This is a genomic window from Thermosulfuriphilus ammonigenes, assembly GCF_011207455.1.
GTDB classification, from domain to species: Bacteria; Desulfobacterota; Thermodesulfobacteria; order Thermodesulfobacteriales; family ST65; genus Thermosulfuriphilus; species Thermosulfuriphilus ammonigenes.
This window is the reverse complement of record NZ_CP048877.1, coordinates 2,233,272-2,250,230: the sequence shown is the minus strand read 5'-3', so window position 1 is coordinate 2,250,230 and position 16,959 is coordinate 2,233,272. Positions and strand designations below refer to the sequence as shown.

Sequence of the window (16,959 nt, the reverse complement as noted above, 5' to 3'; positions counted from 1 at the left end):
TCTAGCACGACCACCAAATGGCCACAAGAAGCCAGCTAAAAAGAAATTTTAAAGCCCCCAGGGATTTTAGACGATTGAAAAATAATATAAGCGTTTTTAGATTCTTTCCGTGGTTCCGGCTAACCCCACATCATTTAGAGAGATGGCCAACTTTTTAGACCCTAAAACTCAATCTTTCTGGATATTGGCAATTTGGTAGATTTTTTGTTAAAAGTATTGGTTATCCAAAGATTTTTTATCTTTTTATTTCTAAAGGTTTTTTAGAATTGAGCAATAACTAAGTAAATCATGGAGTAGCCTATGGCCGATAATAAGCGAATTTTAGTGGTAGAAGATGATTTAGAAGTTCTTTCTATGTTGAGAGATTACCTTCAATATGTCGGCTATGAGGTAATTACTGCTGAAGATGGTCTAAAAGGTATGAAGGCCTTAAAAGAAGGCCAGTTTGATTTAGTAATCACCGACCTCACCATGCCCTATGTTTCTGGGATTGGCCTCATAACCATTATCAAACGGGAGCATCCGGAGGTTCCGGTAATCGCCATTACCGGCTTTGGTTACTATGCTGAAGAGTTGGCCCACGAAAAGAAGGCCGACTATATTCTCAGCAAACCCTTCGACATCGAAGAACTACGCCAGGTTATAACCCGTCTTCTCCAAGAATAGAGAAAAATCCTTCCCCTACCCTTGACACCACCGGCTGTTATTTTATAACTTCCGTCCACTTTAAGAGTCCTCTTAGTAGGGGGAGAGATGGCCACAAAAAAGAAGAAAAAGATCGTCTCCTTTGCCAAGTTCTATCCGGATTTTTATGTGGAGCGCCTTGAGGACCGGTGCATTAAGTGCAAACGCTGCATCCGGGAGTGTTCCTACGAGGTTCACGCCTATGACAAGAAAAAGGAGATCCTTACTGCCGACCACACCAAATGCGTCGGTTGTCACCGCTGTGAGGTGATGTGTCCCACAGAAGCCCTTTTCATTCGACGTTATCCCTCGGATTTCCGGGAACATGCCCACTGGAGCCCTTGGTTTATTAAAAACATCTACAAGCAGGCCGACACCGGTGGGGTCCTCCTGGCGGCCACCGGAAACGCCATGCCCTTTAAAATCTACTGGGACCACCTGGTCCTTGATGCCAGCCAAGTAACCAATCCTTCTATTGATCCCCTTCGGGAGCCAATGGAGCTACGAACTTATCTGGGTTCAAAACCCGATTCTCTCGACATAACCTACGAAGAGGGGCGTTATCGTTTAAAGACCAAACTCGCTCCCCAGATAAGAATTGACTACCCTATCCTCTTTGCGGCTATGTCCTATGGGGCCATCAGCCTCCATGTCCATCAAGGTCTGGCCCGAGCGGCTAAGGAGCTCAATATCCTCTACAATACCGGAGAAGGTGGTCTTCATGCCTCTCTCTACGAATATGGCCCTTGGACTATTGTTCAGTGTGCCTCAGGGCGTTTTGGTCTCCATGTGGATTACCTCAACGCCGGAGTGGCTATAGAGATCAAGATTGGCCAAGGGGCTAAACCCGGTATCGGTGGCCATCTTCCAGGCGAGAAGGTCACTGAAGAGATCTCTAAAACACGGATGATCCCCGTAGGCTCAGATGCCCTCTCTCCAGCCCCTCATCATGACATTTACTCTATTGAGGATCTCAGACAGCTCATCTATGCCCTCAAGGAGGCTACTGATTACAAAAAGTTGGTCTTTGTTAAGATTGCCGCCGTGCACAATGCTCCGGCCATTGCCAGCGGTATGGTTCGGGCCGGGGCGGATGTTATCGTCCTTGATGGCTTTAAAGGGGGCACCGGAGCCGCTCCGACCATGTTTCGCGACTATGTGGGAATCCCCATCGAGCTAGCCCTGGCCCAGGTTGATGAGCGTCTGCGTCAGGAAGGTATTCGTAACCAGGCTTCCATCGTTATTTCTGGAGGGATCCGCTGTAGCGCCGACGTGGTTAAGGCCATCGCTCTGGGGGCTGACGCCGTCTATATCGGCACAGCGGCCCTTATCGCTGTCGGTTGCACCATGTGTCAGCGCTGTTTTACCGGCAAGTGCCCCTGGGGGATCGCTACTAACCAACCCGAGCTTATCAAACGTCTCGATCCTGACACTGCTTTTGAGAAGCTCTCCAATCTGGTTAAAGGTTGGGGGCACGAAATCCAGGAAATGCTGGGAGCCATGGGCATTAACGCCATTGAAAGCCTTCGAGGCAATCGGGAAAAACTCCGGGCTGTAGGGCTTACGGAGACCGAACTCCGCCTTCTGGGAGTAAAGCATGCTGGTGAATAGGGGAGAAAAAATGCAGAGTTTCCACTTTGAGAAAAGCATCTCAGGCTGTGGTCTCGCCGGCCTTATTCACCGTAAGGGCCACCGGGTAAAGGGAGAGACCATTGTTTGCTCCATTTCCTGTCAGAAGGAACGGGGCAACGGACTGGGGGCCGGCTATGCCGCCTATGGCATCTACCCTGACTTCAAAGACTATTATGCCATCCACATCATGGCCGAAAGTAAGGCCGATCTAAAAGAGGCCGAGGCCGTCCTCAAAGAGCATACCTATATGGTTCATGAAGAAAAAATTCCCACCCGCCCGGTAAGGAGGATTGAAAAGCCCCCTATCCTTCGCCGCTATTTTGTCAAACCTCGCTATGAAGGGGAGCTCCGGGACCTATGTGAGGGCACTCAGGCCGAAGATGATTACATGGTCTCGGTAGTCATGCAGATCAACCGTGATGTCTCCGGGGCCTATGTTTTCTCCTCGGGCAAAAACATGGGGGCGTTCAAAGGGGTGGGTTTTCCCGATGAGATCGCCGAATTTTACCGGATAGATGAGTACGCCGGTTATATCTGGACAGCCCACAATCGCTTCCCGACCAACACACCCGGTTGGTGGGGAGGAGCTCACCCATTTACTATCCTTGATTGGTCCATTGTTCACAATGGAGAGCTCTCTTCCTATGGCATAAATAAACGCTACCTGGAGATGTTTGGCTATCACTGCACCCTCCTTACAGATACCGAGGTGGTGGCCTATCTTCTTGATCTTCTCATCAGAAGACACCAGCTCCCGATGGAGATGGCCTGTATGGTCTTTGCTCCTCCCTTCTGGGAGGAGATAGATCGGATGGATCCCGAAAAAAGAGAGCTCCTTACGGCCATCAGGGCCGTTTATGGAAGCGCCCTCTTAAATGGCCCTTTTGCTATCCTTTTTGCCTACAATGGCGGTCTGGTAGGTCTTAATGACCGGGTAAAGCTAAGACCACTGGTGGCGGCCGAGAAGGGAGATATGGTCTTTATGGCCAGTGAGGAGAGTGCCATCCGGGCCATCTGCCCTGACCCCGAACACATCTGGGCCCCCAAGGCTGGAGAGCCTCTCATTGTAGAACTTGAGCCCGGAGTCATTCCCAATCAGCGTACCTATCTGCTTCCGGAAGACAGCCCTCTTTACAAGGCCTGTATCCTTCCGGAAAACAAGTGAATCCTAGACAGGAGTCCTGTCATGGAAATAGACGCTAAGAACATTCATTATCGAGTCCTTAATAAGATGATCCGCCAGGCCGTGGCCCAGGGAGAAAGAGAGTTTGTCCTCCGTAATGTTAATGGCCACCGTTATCTGGCCGACGGCCTCTCTGGCCCCATTACGATGGATATCTTCGGCACCCCGGGGCAGGATCTGGGAGCCTTTATGAAGGGCCCCCGGGTAACCGTCTATGGAAACGTCCAGGACGGTGCAGGAAACACCATGGACGATGGGAAGATTATCGTCCACGGGATGGCTGGAGATGTCCTGGGATACGCAATGCGGGGAGGCAAGATCCATGTCCGTCAAGATGTAGGCTATAGGGTGGGAATCCACATGAAGGCTTACATGGACAAAATTCCGGTAATTATTATCGGGGGCAAGGCCGGAGACTTTCTGGGTGAATATATGGCCGGAGGGATCATTATCCTTCTAGGGATAAATAGTATCTATCCTCAGAGACCCATTGCCGGCATCTATCTGGGCACGGGTATGCACGGAGGGACCATCTACATCCGGGGAGGGGCTCCCAAAGAACAGCTTGGTAAAGGACTCTCTCCGACCAAGGCCGATGAAAATGACTACCGTCTTCTTGAGGGGTACCTCCGAGAGTATTGTCAGGACTTCAATTTAGATCTAAAAGAAATCTTAAGTGTACCCTTTGAGAAGATTCAGCCGGCCACCCACCGGCCCTATGGAAAGCTTTACGCTTATTAGCGTGCGGAAAAAGGAGGCCTGATGTCTCGCTATAAAGAGGCCGGGGTGGATATTGAAGCTGCCAACCGTTTGGTTGAATCCATAAAACCCCTGGCGGCCTCCACCCACCGACGGGGAGTCCTGGCCCCCTTAGGAGGCTTCGCCGGACTCTTTGCCCTGGATACCGAAAAGTACCATCAACCCATCCTGGTATCCTCTACCGATGGGGTAGGCACCAAAATCAAGGTGGCCATCATGGCCAACCGCCACCAGACTATAGGCATTGATCTGGTGGCCATGTGTGTCAATGACATCCTGGTTTGCGGGGCCGAACCCCTGTTCTTTCTTGATTACTTAGCCTGCGGGCGTCTGGAACAAGAGACTGCCTTGGCTATTATTGAGGGTATTGTCCAGGGATGCAAAGCGGCCGGTTGCGCTCTGCTTGGAGGCGAGACAGCAGAGATGCCCGGAATGTATCAGCCGGGAGACTATGACCTGGCCGGCTTTGTTGTCGGGGTGGTAGAAAGGGACAAAATCATCGATGGTTCTGAGATTTCCGTAGGAGACCGAATTCTGGGTTTGGCCTCCTCTGGCCTCCACAGCAACGGGTTTTCTCTGGTAAGAAAGCTCTTCTTTGAGGAGCTTGGCCTTGGCCCTCAGGATTTTGTGCCCGAAATCAACGCCTCGGTGGCCGAAGAACTCCTCCGTCCCACCAGGATATATGCGGAACCTATCCTCCACCTCCTTAAAGGATACAACGTCCGGGGTATCGCTCACATCACCGGGGGTGGTTTCTACGATAACCTCTCCCGCATCCTTCCCCAAAGCACCAAGGCCGTCATTCATAAGGACTCTTGGGAGGTGCCGGCCATCTTCCGTTTTATTCAAGAAAAGGGCCGGGTTCCCCAGGAAGAGATGTACCGAACCTTTAACTGTGGCATTGGTATGGTCATAGTTCTTCCTCCAGAGGAGATCGATGACGCCCTTCTTCAGCTCAAGGCCCTGGGCGAGAAGGCCTACGTAATCGGTGAGGTAGTCCAGCGGAAAGATGACCAGCCTTCAGTGGAGATCCTCTGATACCTTCCTGATAAGTGCCTGCCTTCTCGGAGTAAACTGCCGCTACGACGGTCAAAGTAAAAGCTACCCTCCCCTCTATGGTCTCATTAAACACTTGCGACTTGTCCCTGTCTGTCCCGAACAACTTGGCGGTCTTCCTACCCCCCGGAGGCCGGCCGAAATAAAAGGAGGGGATGGTCTGGCGGTGCTTTTAGGCAGGGCCCAAGTCCTGAATAATCAAGGAGAGGATGTCAGCGAGGCCTTTATCCGGGGAGCCAGAGAAGTTTTAAAGCTGGCCCAAACCCTTAAAATCCGAGGGGCCATCCTTAAGTCCCGCAGCCCGAGTTGTGGTCTTGATCCACTGGGGGTGACAGCGGCGGCCTTAAGGCAGGCTGGGTTTAAGGTCTATGAATTCTAAAACTTGGAGGTGTTTAAATCATGGCCCTGATGGAGATTAGTGTCATTCCTCTGGGCACGGGAACCACCAGTCTGGGGGAATACGTAGTTGACATCATTCGATTTCTTGAGGCCGAAGGAATACCCTTTAAAATGACCGACATGGGCACCATTGTAGAGGGAGATGTTTCCACTCTTCTTGACCTAGCCCGCAGAATCCATGAGCTCCCTTTTAAACGAGGTTGCCAGCGGGTCTACACGGCCATTAAGATTGATGACCGACGAGATAAAGTTGTCCACCTTGATGACAAGATTAGCTCTGTCCGGGAACGACTTAACCCATGAGAAGAATTCTCCTCCTGGCCCTGGCCTTAGGAATGATAGCCTTAGGGCTTTTTCTGGGAGAGTATGACGAGGTTGTAAAGAGGGCCACTCAGCTGTGTCTGAGTTGCATAGGAATCGGCTAGCCCATGGATCGACTGCGCCTTCGGATCCAGCTTCTCATGACCCTGCTGGCCAACGCCTATTTTGGTTTTCTCTCCACAGGAACCATCTATTTAGGACGCCTTAAGGGGATTTGTTTCCCGGGTCTTAACTGCTATTCATGCCCGGCGGCCCTCTGGGCCTGTCCTTTGGGAAGTCTCCAAGGGTTTGCTTCTGAGATCAGGGTGTATGGGCTCTCCAGGCCCGGTTTTTATGTCTTGGGAACCCTGCTGCTCTACGGTCTCCTTTTAGGAAGATTTGTCTGTGGCTGGCTCTGTCCCTTTGGCCTTTTCCAGGAACTCCTGTGGCGTCTGCCGGGAAGAAAATTCATTCTTCCGCGGGCCCTGGCCTACGGAAAATACTTAACTCTAATTTTTTTTGTTTTTATTCTTCCGGCCCTGGTGGTGGATCGCTTTGGCTACGGACAGGTCTGGTTTTGCAAATATATCTGTCCGGCCGGCACCATTGAGGCCGGGATTCCCCATGTCCTCTGGAAGTCAGAGATCCGGCAGATGATCGGGCTTCTCTTCCTCAACAAGTTTGTTATCGCCGTGATCATTACCGTTGGGGCTATCTTCTTTTTCCGGCCTTTCTGTCGCACCTTATGCCCCCTGGGGGCGATTTACGGTCTTATCCAGAGATACGGCCTTGTCCGGCTCCGGTGGCAAAAAAAAGATTGCCTATCCTGTAACCTTTGCCAGCAGATATGTCCCCTCGGGCTTAAGATCCCCGAGGAGCTTGATAGTCCAGAATGTATTCGGTGTCTGCGCTGTCTTTCCGCCTGTCCAACCAAGACTATCTATCTTGAAGGGCCATTTATCCATCCTAAAGCCCCGGTTCAACCGAAGAGATGATCAGTCAGGTCAGCTCCTTACACCTTATAGCCAGTAAAAGCCTGGGAGGGGCAGAGCGATTCTTCCTCCGCCTCACCGCGGCCCTAAATGAAGGAGGCTGCCGGGTCTGGTTGGGGCTGAGAAATAAAAGTGAGGTCATTACCCAGGTGCCGCAGGACATCGCTCTCTATGAACTTCCATTTCGCACTGTCTGGGATCCGGTCTCCCGCTGGGCTGTCTCCCGTCTTATCTCCCGTCTCAACCCAGATATCGTCCAGACCTACATGGGACGGGCCACCCGGCTGACCAGGCTAAACAAAGGCGGCCCTGTGCACATCGCCCGCCTGGGGGGCTACTACAAGCTGGATAGCTTTCGCCATGCCCACGCCTGGGTAGGAAACACCCGTGGAATCTGTGATTATCTGGTAGCCGGAGGTTTCCCCGCCCGCCGGATCTATCACATCGGAAACTTTATTGATCCTCCAAAGAAGACCCCCCCTGAGGAGCTAAAGAGGTTGCGTCAAGATCTGGGGCTTCCGGATGATGCCCTGATTTTGGCCACCGCCGGCCGATTCATCGAGGTCAAGGGGCACCGCTTTCTCCTGGAGGCCATGGAGCGGCTGCCCCGCCAGGTAGATCAACGCCCGCTTTTTCTTTTAATGATTGGAGACGGCCCCCTAGGCCCATCCCTGAAGGGATTAGCCCGGGCCTTAGGCCTAGAAGACCGAATTATCTGGACTGGCTGGCAACCCCACCCCGAACCCTATCTGGAACTGGCTGATCTTATTGTCTTCCCCTCTCTGGAGCTTGAGACCCTGGGCAACGTAATTCTTGAGGCCTGGGCCCTTGAACGGCCCATTGTCGTTACCCGGTTCAGAGGAGCCTTGGAGATCACTCGACATGGAGAAGATGTCTGGCAGGTTCCTTGCGGCCAGCCCCGGGCCCTGGCTGAGGGAGTGCTTACTGTCTTAAAGGATCAGACCTTAGCTAAAGAGCTGGTTAAAGCCGGTCGCCGTCGTCTGAAGGAGGAGTTCTCTCGGGAGAGAGTAGTCGAGCAATATCTGGCCCTTTACCGGGAGCTTCTTGAGGAGAGGAGGTGGCTCTGATGGCCAAGGGCATCTCCATACTCATGTATCACCAGATTGGTGACTTCTCTCCCATGAAGGATCATCGTTCAACCTATTGTCATTTTCGCCGCTTCACTGCTCAGATGGCCCTTCTTAAGATCTTACGCTACCGGGTAATAAGCCTTGATGAGGCTCTCTGGAGCCTTAAAAGAGGGCATGCGCCGCACCGGACTGTTGTCCTTACTTTTGACGACGGCTATCTAAACTTCTCCCAGTATGCCTTTCCTGTTCTCAAACGCTACGGTTTTCCGGCCATTGTCTATCTCCTCTCGGGGCTCATCGGCCAGAAGGCCCAATGGTTTGCCGCCGATGGTCGTCCCTGCCCTCCGCTTCTCGGTCGGGAAGAAATTCTCAGGCTCTCCCGGGAGGGAGTGGACTTTGGATCTCACGGAATAAATCATATCCGGCTGGCTGAAACCGATGATCGACGTCTCCGGGAAGAAATCTTTGGCAGCAAGGAGGCCCTGGAGGCCCTTCTGGGCCGGGAGATAAGACACTTCTGTTATCCTTACGGGAGTTATGACCTCCGAGCGGTAGCCGCCGTAAGGGAGGCCGGTTATATCTCAGCGACCACTTGTGTCCGGGGGGCGGCCTGTCCCGGAGAAGACCCCTTTCAGCTTCCCCGCAAGGCCATCTCTTATGGAGACAGTCTCATTGGCTTCCTCTGGAAGCTAGAACTTAAGAATCGCCGCAAAAGACCGGCCCTTTAGTCAAAGGTGTAACCAAACATCTCTATGTCCCGCTGAAAGTGTTTGGCTACCAGTTCGGCCGTCTCTGGAGTGTAATACTCTTGATAGGGACGGCGGTCTTTGGCCCGCCTTTTATGGGGAAGAGGTGGCGGCTTTATGCCAATCCGGTGACAGATCTCCTGAAAATCTTCCTCTAAGCGTTCGTAGCGACCAATAAAATCCACAATGATATTGCCATGAAGGTCTATAAGATAATCAGACTGAAGCTGGATAGAGGTATCAATTATGTAATGGTAAGGCCGCCGGGGATCAAATTTCCAGCGCAAAAAAGACTCAAAATCTGGAATACCTTGAAGAAGGTGGGGCCTCTCCCGGCGAATATGATGATAAGAACTTACCTGGAGGTCCCAGGGGTTACGAACAAAAGCGAACTTAAAAAGGCGTTCAAAGAGCTCTCTGGGGAGCATCTCTTGGGCAGCGATGGCCTTGGCATGACGGGGAAATTTGACCCCCAGGCGATGACCACTTAGGTGGCTCAAACGGCTACATATGAAATAAAGAATCCGATAAGGATCCCGCCAGACATAACGGTTCAGGGCCGAGCGAACACTGGTTCCCCCGGTCTTGGCGATGTGGATAAAGAGGAAATTGTAACGTAAGGAAAGAAGCATCAGTCCTCCCCGAGAAGAATCTTCAGATATCTCTGGGCACTGAACCGCAGATGATACTCCTGAACGGCTTCCTTAAGCAAATCCCTAGGAAGGGGGGATCTTAAAGTCCTCAAGATCGCTTGGGCCAGGGCGGAGGCATTACCCATGGGAACTAACTCCCCGTAACGCCCTTCGGCCAGAATCTCCCGGGGGCCGCTGGGGCAATCCGTGGCCACAGAAGGAACCCCTAAGGCCAGGGCCTCCGTGAGCACATTGGGGGAGCCCTCCCAAAGGGATGAAAGGACGAAAATATCGGCCCGGCTCATATAGGCATAAGGATTCTGGACAAATCCTGGCAGATCAACCTGCCCTTCAAGGCCAAGGTCCTTTATCAAGGACTCAAGAACAGAACGATCTTCCCCCTCTCCGAGAATGATCAGGCGCGAGGGAATTTGGCGGCGAACCTGGGCAAAGGCTCTGATCAGGGTAGGGAAATCCTTCTGCCTGGTAAGACGGCCAGCAGCCAGAATCACCGGTCTGTCCTTGTCTTTTAGCCAGGGATGGGTTGCGGGAGATTTGGCCAGAGCAAACAGCCTAGGGGTGATCACCGGATTGGCCACCACCTTGAGCTTGTTCTCTGGCACCCGGGCCAATCGGCGTAGATCCTCGGCCACTCCCTTGGAGACAGCAATGACCGCATCGGCCCGGGGATAGGTGATTCGCATTCCCAGCGACCACCACCATAATCTTAGAGAGGATTTTTGCTTAAGGGCCGCCGAAGTGGTTGTGCCCATGCGCAGGACGACCCTTACGGGCACCCGGGCCATAATCTTGGCAGCCACAGCCACCTGATTGGCCCGATTCTTGGCCGAAAGAAGGGCCGCCGGACGCAGGCTCTGAATATACTGGGCCAAGGGAAAAAGGGCGGCGTAGGTATGAGTGGTCCCTAGTCGAATAAGTCTTACCCCAGCAGGCAGATCCTGGAGATACTCACTACGATCCTTGACGGCCAGAATATCTACCCGGCAGCCCAGTTCCAGCAGGCCTTCAGCCAAATTGACAAGCATCCGCTCTACCCCGCCGCGGCCAGAAAAAGAGGCAAAGATGGCCACCAGCGGTCGGTCTGGATGCCTATCGGCTGTGGATAAGTGATTCATAGACTTTGATATTTCCTTCGATCATCTTTTCAAGGGAAAACCTTTCCCGAGCGATTCGTCTTCCGGCCCGGGCCATCTTCTTTCGTTTAGGTCCATCATTCAAGAGTTCCATTATGGCCTCTTCAAGGGCTCGCACATCTCCCGGAGGGATGATAAGACCGTTTACTCCGTGCTGGACAATCTCCGGGATTCCCCCTACCCGGGTGGCCACAATAGGGACCCCGGCAGCCGCCGCCTGGACAAGCCCCACCCCCAGGCCCTCCATAAAGGCCGGATGAACCAAAAGATCAAAACACGGAAGAACCCGGGGCAAATCCTCCCTGAAGCCGGCAAAGATAAAGTGCCCTTCAAGCCCCCACCTGACCACCTGGTCCCGGATTTCCTTCTCCAAAGGACCGCGACCACAGAGAACAAAACGCACATCCTTTCTCCGGGAGATGATACCCCGGGCCGCCGTCACCAAAAGTTGATGACCCTTGCGAGGGATAAATTGGGCCACCATGCCCACAGCCAGTTCTTTGGGAGAGATGGAAAACTCTCTGGCAAACCAGCCCCGATCCGCCTGGCGGGCATAATGATCTACATCAATGGCGCTGAGGACACAGCTGATTTTTTCTTCAGGTATCCCCTCCCGCATGAGAACCTTTTTTATCCCCTCGGAGATGGTGATCACCCGAGCAAAGGAGCCATAACGCCAGCGGGCCATCCATACTGGCTCCGGGTTGTCAACGCGCCGGGTGATAACAGCCCTGGCCCTGGTGAGCCTGGCCGCCAGGGCTCCCCAAAAATCGGCTCCCCGCCGGCTGTGGACATGAAAAATATCCGGAGCTTCCGTACGAATAATGGTCAACAGATGCCAAAGAAGGCGAGGATCAGGATCTCCCAGACACTCAATAGGTTTTATCCGGGCTATCCCGCGGGCCAAATCCTGAATTCTACTTCCCTGCTGACAGACGAGAATATTCTCGTAGCCCCTTTCAGCCAGCCCCCGAAGAAGATAAAAAACCTGCAGGGCCCCCCCATAAAGATGGCGCCCCATCTCTACGTGTAAAACCCTAAGCCCCATGATCTCCTTCGATGAGTTCCGTCACCTTTGTCAAAACCTCTCTGACGGTGATCTCTCGCATACAGGGGTAGCGGTGATCACAGGTAACACGACGTCGGCAGGGGGAACAGGGCCTTGGTCGGTAAAGAATGCGGACCCTGGAAAACATGGTGTGTAGATAAGGCCTGGTGGCCCCAAAAAGGGCCACTGTGGGGCGATCAAGGGCCACCCCCATATGGGTAAGACCAGTGTCCACCCCTACCACCACCCGGGCCAGCGAAACCACAGCCGCACTTTCAAGAAGCGAAGTCTGGCCCACCAGGTTGATAACCAGAGGCCCAAACTTTTGGGCCAACTCCCGGTCGCCTACTCCCCCCAGAAGCACCACCGGCATAGATAAACGCTCCCGTATAACCCGGGCCAGATCTATCCAGCGCTGAAGAAACCAGTGCTTCTGAGGACGGGTGGTAAAGGGACAGAAAAGAATAAAAGCCTCCTCTCTTATCCCCGATCTGAATAGGGATTCTCTTACCCTTTCCCGAAGTTCACCCGGTAGATAGAGGAAGGGACGAAAATCCTCTGTATCTATCCCCAGAGATTCAAGAAGATAGCGGTACTCGGAACTTATCCAGTGGTTTTGAGGCCCACGGGAGATGACTCTGGTCATCAAAAAGCGTCCTGGCTCCCGGGATTCAAAACCAACCCGTTCCCTAGCCCCAGAAAGATAGGCCAGAAGCCGCCCTTTTAAAAGCCCGGTGGTCTCCAGGGCCATATCGTATTCCCGCTCGCGAAGAAGACGGGAGAAAAACACAAGTTCTTTTAAGAGCCGGACAAAACGCCCTTGCCGGAGGAGAGAAAGCCACTTGGCCTTTGGCCAGGGGATAACCTCTTCAATAGCCGGGTGGTAACGCAGAAGATCTAAGAGATGCGGTTCAAGGACCCAGGAGACCGAGACCTGAGGCCAGGCCTTTTTGATCGCCGGCAGCATGGCTGAGGCCATCACCACATCACCAATCGCACTCGGTCTGATGATAAGTATCCGGGGCATGGACTTCTTACCTCTGCTGCTCCACAAGATACAAGATGATCTCCCTTTGGGAAGGCTCCAAAAGGCATCATAAACCGGAGGGTACTTAAAAGGTCACATAGGGAGCGGCCTTTTTGAGGAGCCACGTTTGATGACACAAGCCCTTAAGGCTCTTTAGACGAGTCTCTCGTCTTCGGCGAATGATTCGGGAAACCAGAGTCGGTCCGAGGCCAGGGACCCGAAGCAGCTCTTCCCGGGAGGCCCGGTTAATATTTACCGGAAAGAAACCAGGATTAGCCTGGGCCCAGGCTTCTTTAGGATCTCGATCAAGGGGTAGAAATCCCTTCTCATTTAAGGGGATCTCGGCCACGGAGAAGCCATATTTGCGAACCAAAAAATCCACCTGATAGAGTCTGTGTTCTCTGGTGAGGAGATCCGTCTTGGTGGCCAAGCTTTCACCCGGAAGATCAGGCCGACCGGCCCCAGGCTGATAGGCAGAAAAATAAACTCTATTGAGGGAAAGACGGCGGTAAAGGCCTTCTAAATAGGCCAGGATCTCTTGATCCGTCTCTCCAGCAGCCCCGACCACAAACTGGGTGGTTTGAGAAAGGCGTTGGCCTCGGTCTTTAAGTCTCTCTCTGAGGTGGGCAATATACTTAAGGGGGGCAATGATATCCCGAAAATAATCTTTCCGTTGGCTAAGACGTTTAAAGTTTCTTAGACCAGCAGTCTCTATGTTGATAGAAACCGCATCAGCCAGTTGGACCGTTTCCTCAATGGCTGCCTGACTGGCACCGGGGATAATCTTTAGGTGAAGGTAACCCCGGTACCCCTCTTTAAAGCGCAAGATACGGCCCACTTGAATGAGAATCTCCATAGTGGTGTCGGGATCACCGACGATACCCGAGCTGATAAAGATTCCGTTGACCCACCCCCGCCTGAGGTAATCCATAAATATAGCTACAATTTCCTTAGGGCTCAGGCTTACCCGCTGCGGATCTTGATCGGCCCGCAGAGGGCAATAGGCACAATCACTGACGCAGACGTTAGAGACTAAGGTTTTAAAAAGGGTTATTCGGCGACCATTAGGAAGGGTGACTGGATAGATCCAGCGATTCCCTGGACCACGGCGGCGGCCACGGCCGTCAGGGCCCCGATGACAGGAACCGGCCAAATCAAACCTGGAGGCCTCAGCCAGGATACGTAATCTCTCCTCAGTGTCTGGCCGTCGCAGAAGGAAGGGGCCCGAGCGTCTAGCAAAAAATGACCGCTCTAACTTTAAGGATACCATTTGACTATCTGCTCAAGGGTCTGCCTCGTCTTGGGGCGAGGATCTTTCAACCGATAGCCAAAGGCCACCATATAGGCCACCCCAAATTTGTCAATCTCAATGCCCAGGTGGTCTTTAAGAATCTGATCAATCTTCTGCGGATTAAATCCCTCCATAGGGCAGGAATCTATGCCAATCATGGCCGCTGCTGTCATCATATTGGCCAAAGCGATATAGGTCTGCTTACAGGACCAGTCAAATAGAGCCCGCTCACTCTCCAGGAGCCGAAAGTCGTTTTCCTGAAACTCCCGATATTTTTGACGCTTAAGATCCCTTATCTCTGGAGGCAATTTTTGGACTTCCTCCATCATGTAGGAAATGTAGCCGCTATCATAACGCATGAAATAGCCCTTTCTGGCCAGACAGATCACCAAATGGCTACAGGTGGGGATCTGTCTCTCCCCACCCCAGGTAAATTCTCGAAGCCTCTCACGCAGATCAGGATCCTGAACCACCAAAAAGAACCAAGGTTCAAAACCAAAAGAGCTTGGCGACAGTCGAGCCGCCTCCAAGATAAAGGCAAAATCGTCCTCGGAGATCTTTCTCTCGGGGTCAAACTCTTTACAGGCGTGCCGAAAAGAGAAGGCCCGAAGAACCATTTCTTTAATCTTTTCTCGATCCTCTCTTTCCATAAGACCTCCTTTTTATTTAAGAATGTTTTCTCCTTTCTCTTTACTCCAAAGTCCTCCAGGCTTGCCACCTTTTGGCCCGTCTTCTATCTTTGTTGGGAAACAGGTCCCTTAAGGAGGCTACAGATGATCCTCTTCCGCCAGGAGCGCCACCGCCGCCTCTTTCATAACCCCCTGAAGAACTTTGCCCTTGAAGAGCAGGAGGTTGAAATCCGCTGGGATCCCCTTCTCGGCCATCAGGCTATCTTCAACCCCATCCTGGAAGACAAAAAGCGCCTCTTTTTTGGAGAACACGACTGGGATCTGGTAAAACGACTGGCCGAAGAGGGCCGAAGCCAGTGCTTTATGTGTCCGGAGAAAGTTCGCTCGGCTACTCCACGATACCCGGAAGATCTCATACCCGATGGACGGGTCATCAGGGGAGAGTGCACTCTCTTTCCTAACCTCTTCCCCGTGGGTTTATATCATGCGGTGGTAGCGGTGGGGGAGGCCCACTACCGCGAGCTCCAAGACTTCTCAGCAAGCTTACTGGAAGAGGCCCTTGAGGCCTCGCTGTTTTTCATAAACCGGGTCTTTGGAAGGGATGGAGAGGCCCAGATAGCGGCTGTGTGTGCCAACTATCTTCCTCCGGCTGGGGCCAGCCTGATTCACCCCCACTTTCAGGTCTATATTTCCCGCGAATCCCCGCCATTTGTGGCCAGAGTATTGGAGGCCTCCCTGGCCTTTTATCTTAAATGGGGACAGAATTACTGGGAGGCCCTGGTAAGGGAGGAAGAGAGCCAAGGAGTCCGTTTTTTGGCCAGGATGGGTCGGGTTTCCTTCCTGGCGTCTTTCTCTCCCCTAGGAAGCAATGAGGTTTTAGGAATCATAGCCGAAGAGGACCCCCTGTCGTTTGAAGACCTTGATAACTTAGCCCGGGGGCTTTCTGCCATCCTCAAGGGTTATCAGGCCCTGGGATATGGCACCTTTAATTTGGCCCTTTATCTTTCTCCCCGGAACCACTCCCTACCCTGGTTTTCCCCTCACCTTCGGATCATCACCAGGCAGAATCTCTACCCTGCCTATCGCACCGATGATTACTTTATCCAGCGCCTTTTAGGGGCCGAGCTCATTATTATGCCGCCAGAAAAGTTGGCCTCTTCCCTCAGACCTTACTTCACTCAGGTCGAGCCACGATGACCTGGCTCCCGTGGCCCTGGTCAAGATATAATCTCTCACTGATCTTAAGACCGGCCCGGGCCAGAAAATCCTGGTATTCGGAGGCCGTATAAGTGTCTCCAGAGTCAGTGTGAAGAAGCATGTTGAGAGCAAAAATAAGGGGGAACAGAGGGCTACAGCGGCCCTCGTCAGGAATAAATTCAATGATGACCAGCTCACCGTCTCTGGCAAGAGATTGGCGGGCCTTCTTAAAAAGAGTGACGTTTTCCTCCGGGCCCAGAGAATGGCAGATATGGCCTAAGATGATAAGATCATAACCTTCTCCCCAGGATATCTTCCAGTAATTCCCTGGTAAGAATACAAACCTGTCTTCCAAATGAAGATGCCGGACAATCTCTTGGGCTGATCCATCAAGCACCTGAGGAAAATCTATAGCCCAGGCCCGAGCTGAAGGTAGCTCCTTCAATAGGGCAGCACTCCAAAGACAGGAGCCGGCTCCTACATCAAGAAGACGCTGGTAGCCACGAGACTTAAGCTGGCCAGCCAGCTCCGTGGCCTCAGGCCAGTTAACCGCCAGAAGACCTCGGGTAAGATGGGTAAAAAATTCCGGATCAGGTCCCTGCGGCTCTGGATGGCCGCCAGAGATGGCTTCAGGAAGCCTTAACCACCCTTTAACCAAGTTAAAACCATGGCTAAGATAGGCTTCGTAGGAAAAAATATCCCCCCGTCCTAAAAATTCATCCAGATCGGGGCTTAAGAAATAAAAGCTCCTTTCCTTTTTCAGGAGTCCGAGAGCGCAAAGGGCATCAAGAATCATTCTCAAAGGTCTAGCCGACAGACCAGTCTCTTTTACAATCTCTTCAAGGTTTCTGGGCCCTTTAAGGTGGGAGAAGAGGTCAAGCTTGGCCGCGGTAGCGACAACAAGACCGGGAGCAAAACCGAAGACAAAACCTTTAAGCCAGCGACGTTTCTCTTGGTTCACAATTTCCTCCTAAAATTTAATCTGATTTAAAAAAGCAGATTATCGAGATATTAACGGGTTGACCAGGGAGGCTCATTCCGGGCGAAAAGATGATCTGAAAGAAAAGATCTCTCTTTGAAACCACCGAAATAAAGAATTTTGGGCCTCTAGCAGAGAGGTAGTTGCAATTTTCATTTTT

The 16,959-nt window shown here is 52.4% G+C and carries 19 protein-coding genes; 12 read left to right on the top strand and 7 right to left on the bottom strand.

Features of this window, described 5'->3' with window-relative positions; all coding sequences use genetic code 11:
- Positions 1-300 precede the first annotated feature (300 nt).
- The 11 genes from G4V39_RS11030 (at position 301) to G4V39_RS10980 (ending at position 8,824) form a co-directional block, all read left to right on the top strand.
- Positions 301-666, top strand: a complete 366-nt coding sequence (locus G4V39_RS11030; protein ID WP_166032990.1) for a response regulator — start codon at positions 301-303, stop codon at positions 664-666.
- 87 nt (positions 667-753) lie between these two features.
- Positions 754-2,295 (top strand): glutamate synthase-related protein, encoded by a 1,542-nt coding sequence (locus G4V39_RS11025; RefSeq protein WP_166032989.1) that lies wholly within the window; start codon positions 754-756, stop codon positions 2,293-2,295.
- The gene (locus G4V39_RS11020; RefSeq protein WP_246169690.1) at positions 2,282-3,481 is read left to right on the top strand and encodes a class II glutamine amidotransferase; all 1,200 of its coding nucleotides are present in this window, start codon (positions 2,282-2,284) and stop codon (positions 3,479-3,481) included. Before G4V39_RS11025 ends, G4V39_RS11020 begins: the two co-directional genes overlap by 14 nt.
- Before the next feature lie 21 nt (positions 3,482-3,502).
- A complete protein-coding gene (locus tag G4V39_RS11015; RefSeq protein ID WP_166032988.1) occupies positions 3,503-4,240 on the top strand; it encodes a GltB/FmdC/FwdC-like GXGXG domain-containing protein in 738 nt (245 codons plus the stop codon).
- 21 nt (positions 4,241-4,261) lie between these two features.
- Positions 4,262-5,296: a phosphoribosylformylglycinamidine cyclo-ligase gene (gene purM / locus G4V39_RS11010; RefSeq protein ID WP_166032987.1), complete on the top strand. Its 1,035-nt coding sequence runs from the start codon at positions 4,262-4,264 to the stop codon at positions 5,294-5,296.
- On the top strand, positions 5,268-5,693 hold the full coding sequence (locus G4V39_RS11005) for a 2-thiouracil desulfurase family protein (RefSeq protein WP_166032986.1): 426 nt from the start codon (positions 5,268-5,270) through the stop codon (positions 5,691-5,693). Before purM ends, G4V39_RS11005 begins: the two co-directional genes overlap by 29 nt.
- Before the next feature lie 20 nt (positions 5,694-5,713).
- Positions 5,714-6,016: an MTH1187 family thiamine-binding protein gene (locus G4V39_RS11000; protein ID WP_166032985.1), complete on the top strand. Its 303-nt coding sequence runs from the start codon at positions 5,714-5,716 to the stop codon at positions 6,014-6,016.
- Positions 6,013-6,138, top strand: a complete 126-nt coding sequence (locus tag G4V39_RS10995) for a CD1871A family CXXC motif-containing protein (protein WP_166032984.1) — start codon at positions 6,013-6,015, stop codon at positions 6,136-6,138. Before G4V39_RS11000 ends, G4V39_RS10995 begins: the two co-directional genes overlap by 4 nt.
- A gap of 3 nt (positions 6,139-6,141) precedes the next feature.
- Entirely contained in the window at positions 6,142-7,008 is an 867-nt protein-coding gene (locus tag G4V39_RS10990; RefSeq protein WP_166032983.1) for a 4Fe-4S binding protein, read from the top strand.
- Positions 7,005-8,093, top strand: coding sequence for a glycosyltransferase (locus G4V39_RS10985; RefSeq protein WP_210412116.1), 1,089 nt, complete (start codon positions 7,005-7,007; stop codon positions 8,091-8,093). Before G4V39_RS10990 ends, G4V39_RS10985 begins: the two co-directional genes overlap by 4 nt.
- Positions 8,093-8,824: a polysaccharide deacetylase family protein gene (locus tag G4V39_RS10980; RefSeq protein ID WP_166032982.1), complete on the top strand. Its 732-nt coding sequence runs from the start codon at positions 8,093-8,095 to the stop codon at positions 8,822-8,824. Before G4V39_RS10985 ends, G4V39_RS10980 begins: the two co-directional genes overlap by 1 nt.
- Here G4V39_RS10980 and G4V39_RS10975 read toward each other — a convergent pair.
- The 6 genes from G4V39_RS10975 to G4V39_RS10950 all read right to left on the bottom strand — a co-directional run bounded on the left by G4V39_RS10975 (position 8,821) and on the right by G4V39_RS10950 (position 14,644).
- Complete coding sequence (locus G4V39_RS10975) at positions 8,821-9,474, bottom strand: sulfotransferase family 2 domain-containing protein (RefSeq protein ID WP_166032981.1); 654 nt, start codon at positions 9,472-9,474, stop codon at positions 8,821-8,823. The genes G4V39_RS10980 and G4V39_RS10975 overlap by 4 nt on opposite strands.
- Positions 9,474-10,610, bottom strand: coding sequence for a glycosyltransferase (locus G4V39_RS10970; RefSeq protein WP_166032980.1), 1,137 nt, complete (start codon positions 10,608-10,610; stop codon positions 9,474-9,476). The genes G4V39_RS10975 and G4V39_RS10970 overlap by 1 nt, the downstream gene beginning before the upstream one ends.
- The gene (locus G4V39_RS10965) at positions 10,585-11,676 is read right to left on the bottom strand and encodes a glycosyltransferase (protein WP_166032979.1); all 1,092 of its coding nucleotides are present in this window, start codon (positions 11,674-11,676) and stop codon (positions 10,585-10,587) included. Before G4V39_RS10965 ends, G4V39_RS10970 begins: the two co-directional genes overlap by 26 nt.
- The gene (locus G4V39_RS10960; RefSeq protein ID WP_166032978.1) at positions 11,666-12,703 is read right to left on the bottom strand and encodes a glycosyltransferase family 9 protein; all 1,038 of its coding nucleotides are present in this window, start codon (positions 12,701-12,703) and stop codon (positions 11,666-11,668) included. Before G4V39_RS10960 ends, G4V39_RS10965 begins: the two co-directional genes overlap by 11 nt.
- Before the next feature lie 85 nt (positions 12,704-12,788).
- The gene (locus tag G4V39_RS10955) at positions 12,789-13,973 is read right to left on the bottom strand and encodes a radical SAM protein (protein WP_166032977.1); all 1,185 of its coding nucleotides are present in this window, start codon (positions 13,971-13,973) and stop codon (positions 12,789-12,791) included.
- A complete protein-coding gene (locus G4V39_RS10950) occupies positions 13,961-14,644 on the bottom strand; it encodes an NAD(P)H-dependent oxidoreductase (RefSeq protein ID WP_181494240.1) in 684 nt (227 codons plus the stop codon). Before G4V39_RS10950 ends, G4V39_RS10955 begins: the two co-directional genes overlap by 13 nt.
- Positions 14,645-14,767: 123 nt before the next feature.
- Between G4V39_RS10950 and G4V39_RS10945 the strand changes: the two genes are divergently transcribed.
- Positions 14,768-15,820, top strand: coding sequence for a hypothetical protein (locus G4V39_RS10945; protein ID WP_166032976.1), 1,053 nt, complete (start codon positions 14,768-14,770; stop codon positions 15,818-15,820).
- Here G4V39_RS10945 and G4V39_RS10940 read toward each other — a convergent pair.
- On the bottom strand, positions 15,798-16,781 hold the full coding sequence (locus tag G4V39_RS10940) for a methyltransferase (RefSeq protein WP_166032975.1): 984 nt from the start codon (positions 16,779-16,781) through the stop codon (positions 15,798-15,800). The genes G4V39_RS10945 and G4V39_RS10940 overlap by 23 nt on opposite strands.
- Positions 16,782-16,959 lie beyond the last annotated feature (178 nt).

What these genes read in the sequence shown, in the direction of transcription:
- G4V39_RS11030 (WP_166032990.1), top strand. Translation starts at nt 301, where the DNA reads ATGGCCGATAATAAGCGAATTTTAGTGGTAGAAGATGATTTAGAAGTT.
- G4V39_RS11025 (WP_166032989.1), top strand. Translation starts at nt 754, where the DNA reads ATGGCCACAAAAAAGAAGAAAAAGATCGTCTCCTTTGCCAAGTTCTAT.
- G4V39_RS11020 (WP_246169690.1), top strand. Translation starts at nt 2,282, where the DNA reads ATGCTGGTGAATAGGGGAGAAAAAATGCAGAGTTTCCACTTTGAGAAA.
- G4V39_RS11015 (WP_166032988.1), top strand. Translation starts at nt 3,503, where the DNA reads ATGGAAATAGACGCTAAGAACATTCATTATCGAGTCCTTAATAAGATG.
- purM (WP_166032987.1), top strand. Translation starts at nt 4,262, where the DNA reads ATGTCTCGCTATAAAGAGGCCGGGGTGGATATTGAAGCTGCCAACCGT.
- G4V39_RS11005 (WP_166032986.1), top strand. Translation starts at nt 5,268, where the DNA reads ATGACCAGCCTTCAGTGGAGATCCTCTGATACCTTCCTGATAAGTGCC.
- G4V39_RS11000 (WP_166032985.1), top strand. Translation starts at nt 5,714, where the DNA reads ATGGCCCTGATGGAGATTAGTGTCATTCCTCTGGGCACGGGAACCACC.
- G4V39_RS10995 (WP_166032984.1), top strand. Translation starts at nt 6,013, where the DNA reads ATGAGAAGAATTCTCCTCCTGGCCCTGGCCTTAGGAATGATAGCCTTA.
- G4V39_RS10990 (WP_166032983.1), top strand. Translation starts at nt 6,142, where the DNA reads ATGGATCGACTGCGCCTTCGGATCCAGCTTCTCATGACCCTGCTGGCC.
- G4V39_RS10985 (WP_210412116.1), top strand. Translation starts at nt 7,005, where the DNA reads ATGATCAGTCAGGTCAGCTCCTTACACCTTATAGCCAGTAAAAGCCTG.
- G4V39_RS10980 (WP_166032982.1), top strand. Translation starts at nt 8,093, where the DNA reads ATGGCCAAGGGCATCTCCATACTCATGTATCACCAGATTGGTGACTTC.
- G4V39_RS10975 (WP_166032981.1), bottom strand. Translation starts at nt 9,474, where the DNA reads ATGCTTCTTTCCTTACGTTACAATTTCCTCTTTATCCACATCGCCAAG.
- G4V39_RS10970 (WP_166032980.1), bottom strand. Translation starts at nt 10,610, where the DNA reads ATGAATCACTTATCCACAGCCGATAGGCATCCAGACCGACCGCTGGTG.
- G4V39_RS10965 (WP_166032979.1), bottom strand. Translation starts at nt 11,676, where the DNA reads ATGGGGCTTAGGGTTTTACACGTAGAGATGGGGCGCCATCTTTATGGG.
- G4V39_RS10960 (WP_166032978.1), bottom strand. Translation starts at nt 12,703, where the DNA reads ATGCCCCGGATACTTATCATCAGACCGAGTGCGATTGGTGATGTGGTG.
- G4V39_RS10955 (WP_166032977.1), bottom strand. Translation starts at nt 13,973, where the DNA reads ATGGTATCCTTAAAGTTAGAGCGGTCATTTTTTGCTAGACGCTCGGGC.
- G4V39_RS10950 (WP_181494240.1), bottom strand. Translation starts at nt 14,644, where the DNA reads ATGGAAAGAGAGGATCGAGAAAAGATTAAAGAAATGGTTCTTCGGGCC.
- G4V39_RS10945 (WP_166032976.1), top strand. Translation starts at nt 14,768, where the DNA reads ATGATCCTCTTCCGCCAGGAGCGCCACCGCCGCCTCTTTCATAACCCC.